The 5,396-nt window shown below is 76.8% G+C and carries 4 protein-coding genes; 1 reads left to right on the top strand and 3 read right to left on the bottom strand.

Going from position 1 to position 5,396, the window contains the following annotated elements; all coding sequences use genetic code 11:
• Nucleotides 1-118: 118 nt before the first annotated feature.
• Nucleotides 119-1,291 (bottom strand): geranylgeranyl reductase family protein, encoded by a 1,173-nt coding sequence (locus tag ACFWA9_RS38030; protein WP_352294396.1) that lies wholly within the window; start codon nucleotides 1,289-1,291, stop codon nucleotides 119-121.
• A gap of 274 nt (nucleotides 1,292-1,565) precedes the next feature.
• Here ACFWA9_RS38030 and ACFWA9_RS38025 point away from each other — a divergent pair, with 274 nt between their 5' ends.
• On the top strand, nucleotides 1,566-2,930 hold the full coding sequence (locus ACFWA9_RS38025; protein WP_380393943.1) for a dipeptidase: 1,365 nt from the start codon (nucleotides 1,566-1,568) through the stop codon (nucleotides 2,928-2,930).
• A 68-nt stretch (nucleotides 2,931-2,998) separates the two neighbouring features.
• Here the strand turns inward: ACFWA9_RS38025 and ACFWA9_RS38020 are convergent, their stop codons facing one another.
• Together ACFWA9_RS38020 and ACFWA9_RS38015 are read right to left on the bottom strand one after the other, a co-directional pair.
• Nucleotides 2,999-3,784, bottom strand: a complete 786-nt coding sequence (locus ACFWA9_RS38020) for a DUF4184 family protein (protein ID WP_380393940.1) — start codon at nucleotides 3,782-3,784, stop codon at nucleotides 2,999-3,001.
• A gap of 93 nt (nucleotides 3,785-3,877) precedes the next feature.
• Nucleotides 3,878-4,945 carry an NUDIX domain-containing protein gene (locus ACFWA9_RS38015; RefSeq protein WP_329490790.1) on the bottom strand — a complete coding sequence of 356 codons (1,068 nt, stop codon included), beginning with the start codon at nucleotides 4,943-4,945 and terminating at the stop codon, nucleotides 3,878-3,880.
• Nucleotides 4,946-5,396 lie beyond the last annotated feature (451 nt).

Below are 5,396 nucleotides of genomic sequence, written 5' to 3'. Positions count from 1 at the left end.
CGCGGGTTGTTGGGCCCGGGGGGGGGCGGGGGCCCCCGCGCGGCCCCCCCCCGCCCACCCCCCGCGCTACGGGCCCCCCCGCGCCCGGCCCGACGCCGGCCCGCGGGAGCCCCGCCCGCTACCGCGAGGCGAGCGAGGTCAGCCTGCGGGCCGCCCGGTACTGGCGCAGCACCTGGGCGAAGGTGGTGTGGCCCTGGGTGGTCCGGGCGAACGCCCGCCAGGCCGGGGCGACCAGGCAGACCGCCGCGTGGAACAGGTACGGACGGCGCTCGAAGGCAGCCAGCATCAGCTTGCCGGCCCGCATCTCCACGCCCAGCCCGGCCTTGATCGCGAACGCGTAGTTCAGCGCCTCGCGGCGGACCTCGGCCGCGGTGCCCGCCTCGGCCACCTTGACCGCCCACTCCCCGGCCAGCCGGCCCGAGCGCAGCGCGTAGGAGATGCCCTCGCGGGTCCACGGCTCCAGCAGACCGGCCGCGTCCCCGGCGACCAGCACCCGGCCGCGCGAGAGCGGCGAGTCCTCGGCCCGGCAGCGGGTCAGGTGCCCGGACTCCACGCTCGGCGGGAACCCGGCCAGCCCGAGCCGGCGGATGTAGTCGGCCAGGTACTGCTTGGTCCGCTCGCCGTCGCCGCGCGCCGAGATGACGCCGACGGTCAGGCTGTTCGACTCGGTCTTCGGGAACACCCAGCCGTAACTGCCGGGCAGCGGACCCCAGTCGAGGTGGATCCGGCCGGCCCAGTCCGCCACGACCTCGGCCGGGACGGGGATCTCCGCCTCCAGCCCGAGGTCGATCTGGTCGAAGGAGACGCCGACGTGCCGCCCGATCCGGCTGGCGCTGCCGTCCGCGCCGACCACCGCCCGCGCCTCGAACGTGCGGCCGTCGGCGGCGGTGACCACGGCCGTGCGGTGCTCGCCGCCGCGCTGCTCGACGCCGGTGACGGTCACTCCGGTGACCAGCACCGCCCCCGCCTGCTTGGCCGCCTGGACCAGGCGCAGGTCGAACTCGTCCCGGTTGACCAGCCCGAACAGCATCCGCTTCGAGCGCCGCGTCCGGGTGAACCGGCCGCCGTACGCGAAGGTGACGGCGTGCACCCGGTCCTGCAGCGGCAGCCGGAAGCCCGGCGGCAGGCTGTCCCGGGAGGGGCCGATGATGCCCCCGCCGCAGGTCTTGTACCGGGGGTGCTCGGCCTTGTCGAGCAGCAGGACGCGGCGGCCCTGGGCGGCGGCGGCCTGCGCGGCCGAGGCCCCGGCCGGTCCGGCGCCGACCACGACGACGTCCCAGACGCCGTCCAGCGGATCGGGCCCGTCCCGCGGCGGGGCGGGCTGCGGCTCGGACGGCTGTCCGGGCGCCTCGGCGTCGAGCGGGCTACGGGAATCGGAGCTTCCGGAGTCAGTCACGTCGAGCAATCCTATGCGTCCTCCGGAGCCACCGTCCGTCGCGCCGCCCCGAACGCCTGGACGGCTCTCCGGACCGCCCGTTCGATCCGCCTATGATCGACATATCCCCCTGTCAGCACCGTCCGCCCGGAACACCCTCCGGGCCGGACCACCACCACCGGAGCCCCCGATGCCGCAGCAGCCCCTGGCCGACGCCGTCCGGTCCCTGATGGACCGTGCCCGCACCGACCTCGCCGAACTGGTCGCGTTCCGCTCGGTGGCCGACCCCCGCCAGTTCCCGGTCGAGGAGTGCCGCGGCGCCGCCCGCTGGGTCGCGGACGCCTTCGCCGCCGAGGGCCTGACGAAGGTGCAGCTGCTGGACACCCCCGACGGCACCCAGGCCGTCTACGCCGAGCTGCCCGGCCCCGAGGGCGCGCCGACCGTGCTGCTCTACTCCCACTACGACGTGCAGCCCCCGCTCGACGAGGACGCCTGGCTCAGCCCGGCCTTCGAACTGACCGAGCGGGACGGCCGCTGGTACGGGCGCGGCGCGGCCGACTGCAAGGGCAACATCCTGATGCACCTGACGGCCCTGCGGGCACTGCGCCGGGTTGACGGCGGCTACCCGGTCGGGCTGAAGATCATCGTCGAGGGTTCGGAGGAGCAGGGCACCGGCGGCCTGGAGCAGTACGCCCAGGCGCACCCCGAGCTGCTCGCGGCCGACGCCATCGTCATCGGCGACACCGGCAACTTCACCGCCGGCCTGCCGACCGTCACGGCCACCCTGCGCGGTATGACGATGGTCGAGGTGTCGCTCACCACCCTGGCCGGGAACCTGCACTCGGGTGCCTTCGGCGGCGCCGCCCCGGACGCCCTGCAGGGCCTGGTCCGGATGCTGGCCTCGCTGCACGACGAGCACGGCGACGTCGCGGTGGCCGGCCTGACCAGCGACCAGACCTGGCCCGGGGTGCAGTACCCCGAGGAGCAGTTCCGCGCCGACGCCAAGGTGCTGGACGGCGTGGCGCTGACCGGCACCGGCACCGTCGCGGACCGGCTCTGGGCCCGCCCGGCCGTCACCGTCCACGGCATCGACGCCCCGCCGGTGATCGGCGCCACCTCCTCCGTCCAGGCCGCCGCCAAGGCGCTGGTCAGCCTGCGGGTGCCGCCGGGCGGCGACGCCCTCGCCGCCCAGGACGCGCTGATCGCCCACCTGGAGGCGCAGGCACCGGCCGGTGCCCGGCTGCGGATCGAACGGCAGGGCGCCGGTGAGCCGTTCGCCGCCGACACCTCCGGCCCGGCCTACGAGGCGATGGGCGCGGCGATGGCCGAGGCCTTCGGCACGCCGATGGTCGCCTCGGGCGAGGGCGGCTCGATCCCGCTCTGCAACACCCTGCAGTCGCTCTACCCGCAGGCCGAGATCGTGCTGATCGGCGTCGAGGAGCCGACCACCCAGATCCACGCGGTCAACGAGAGCGTCGACCCGCGGGAGCTGGAGCGGATGGCGCTGACCGAGGCGCTCTTCCTGCACCGGTACGCCGAGCTGCGCTCCGTCTGAGCCCCGGCCCCGCCCTGCCGGTGCGACGGCGCCCCGGTGTGACGGCGCCCCGGTGCGCCGGGCGGCCGTCACACCGGCAGCCGCCCGGCCGCCCGCCGCCGGCCCGCCACCCGCCCCGCGACCGCGTGCACCAGCGCGTACCCGACCGCTCCGACCGCGAGGCCGGCGCCGGCCCCGAAGCAGAACTCCGGGATCGCGTTCCGCCGCAGCGGGACGAGCCGGTGCACCACCCCGGCCGCCGTGGCCGCGCCGAGCACCGCCACGGCGGCCCGCCGGGCCCCCGCGGGGAGCGCCGGGGCGGGCCGGACCGGCTCCACCGCACGGGCCGCCCGCGCCAGGTGCCCGGCCAGCGCCGCCAGTGCCAGCGCCGAACTGCCGTACTGCAGCACGGTGTACAGCGGCAGCCCGGCGACCGTCCGGTCCAGCACCGGCAGCAGGCGCACACCCAGCCGGCCCCCGTGGGTGAAGGCGTCCCAGCCGACGTGGGTGGCCGCGCCCAGCGCCGCCGAGCCGGCGAACCAGGCCGCACTCGCGCCGCCGCCCCGCCGGACCGTCAGCGCCTCGGCCGCGCCGGCCCACCGCTCGGGCAGCAGGGCGAGCAGCGGGGCGCGCAGCAGCCCGTGCCACCCGGCCACCAGGGCGCCCGCGATCGCCACGTCCACGGTGGGCACCGCCCACCAGCGGTGGGTCGTCCCGCCCTGCCCGTAGACGCCGGGCAGCAACGACTCCAGGAAGAACGGCACATCGGGCGCCATCGAACCGGCGACCAGCGCCGAGGCCACCAGCGGGCCGCGCGCCCCCGCCGCGCGCAGCAGGGGCAGGACAGCGGCCGGATGGCTCAGTGTGAACGGCATGGTCCCATCCTCCCGCCCCCGCCCCGCCCGGCACACCCGAACCGCACCGGGGGCGGCCCCGCCGGCTCGCGGCCGCGGGCACCAGGACGGGCGCTACGCCGCGTCCGCCGCCCTGGCCAGGCCGAGACCGGCCCGGCGGCCGGCCTCCAGGTAGCGCAACTCGCCGCTGCGGCGGGCGTCCAGCGCGGCCGCCAGCCGCCGGTACCGGCCCGGGGGCAGCAGACCGGCGGCCTCGTCCAGGCTGACGAAGCGCCAGCCGCGCAGCTCCTCCTGCTGGAGCAGCAGGTTCTGCCGGGCGGCGGCGTCCAGCAGGCCGCCGTCGTAGACCAGCCGCAGGCCGCCGCGGCGCGGGCCGGTGCGCGGCTCCCAGTCGACGGCGAGCAGCCGCAGCGTGCCCGGGTCGAGCCGCAGCCCCAGCTCCTCGGCGGTCTCCCGGAGGGCGGCGTCGGTCGGCGCCTCGCCGCGCTCGACGACCCCGCCGGGGAACTCCCAGTCCGGCTTGTAGACCGGGTCGACGAGCAGGACCCGGTCCTGCTCGTCGAAGAACAGCACGGCGGAGGCCACCGTGTCCCCGGTCGGGTCCGGGGTCTGGACGATCGGGCAGCGGGCCGAGCCGTCACGGACGAGCTGGGCGAGCCGGGCGGCGGTCTCGCGCGGGGTCAGCTCGCCGTTGTCGACCATCCGGGCGTCCTCGATGAGCCAGCGGCGGGCGGCCCGGTACCGCGGCAGGTGCTCCAGGCACCACTGCCGGACGCGCTCGCTGCGCTCCGGATCGCCGGGGCACTCGTCCCGCTGGGCGATACGCGCACGCAGGATCGTTTCTTCAGGGTCCAGGACCAGGTGGTGCACCGTGATGCCGTTCGAGGCGAGCGAGCCGAAGATCTCGTCGCGGTAGTCCTCCCGGAGCAGCGTCATCGGGACCACCAGCGGCCCCGGCACCTCGCCGAGCAGCGCGGCGGCCGTCTCGGGGACGAGCCGGCGCCAGGCCGGGAGGTCCTGGAAGTCGGACACGGCGGCCAGCCGGTCCGCGGGCAGGAGGTCGCGCAGCCCGAACCCGACGAGCTCGGGATCGAACAGCGTGCTCCCCGGCAGCAGCTCCACCAACTCACGGCAGGCAGTCGTCTTGCCCGCCCCGAATGTGCCATTGACCCAGACGATCACAACGTCCCCTGCCCCTCGACTTCCCCCGATGCCGTTCGCACCGGGCGGCGCCCCCGTCAGCCGTACCAGCGCCACCCGAGGTGGTACCCCCGCCGCGCCGGTCCCCATACCTGCGGACCGGGCCCGGCGGCCGAACCCGGCCACGCCGTGTGACAGGGGCATGTGCCCAGGCCAGGCGGTCCGCACCACGGTACGCGCGCCTGCCCGACCGCCGGTCCGCACGCCCCTGATCACCGGCGGCCACCTACCTTACGCGCGCCCCCTTGAACGCCTCTCGCGCCCCCACCCGCCCCACGCTCCCCATCCCCCGCGCCCCACCCGGCGCCTCCCCCGGCACCCCTGGCGGCCCGACCCGGCGACAGAGTGCCGAATCCCCGAAGCGCGGAGGCGCGGAAGCGCCGAGACACCCGGACGCCCGGCCGGTCGGGCGGCGTACGGACAGCCGCTCGAC

Origin of the sequence: Kitasatospora sp. NPDC059973, from assembly GCF_042737525.1 — a bacterium.
Classification (GTDB): domain Bacteria; phylum Actinomycetota; class Actinomycetes; order Streptomycetales; family Streptomycetaceae; genus Kitasatospora.
The sequence above is the reverse complement of the archived record's forward strand: the minus strand, read 5'-3'. Positions and strand labels throughout refer to the sequence as shown.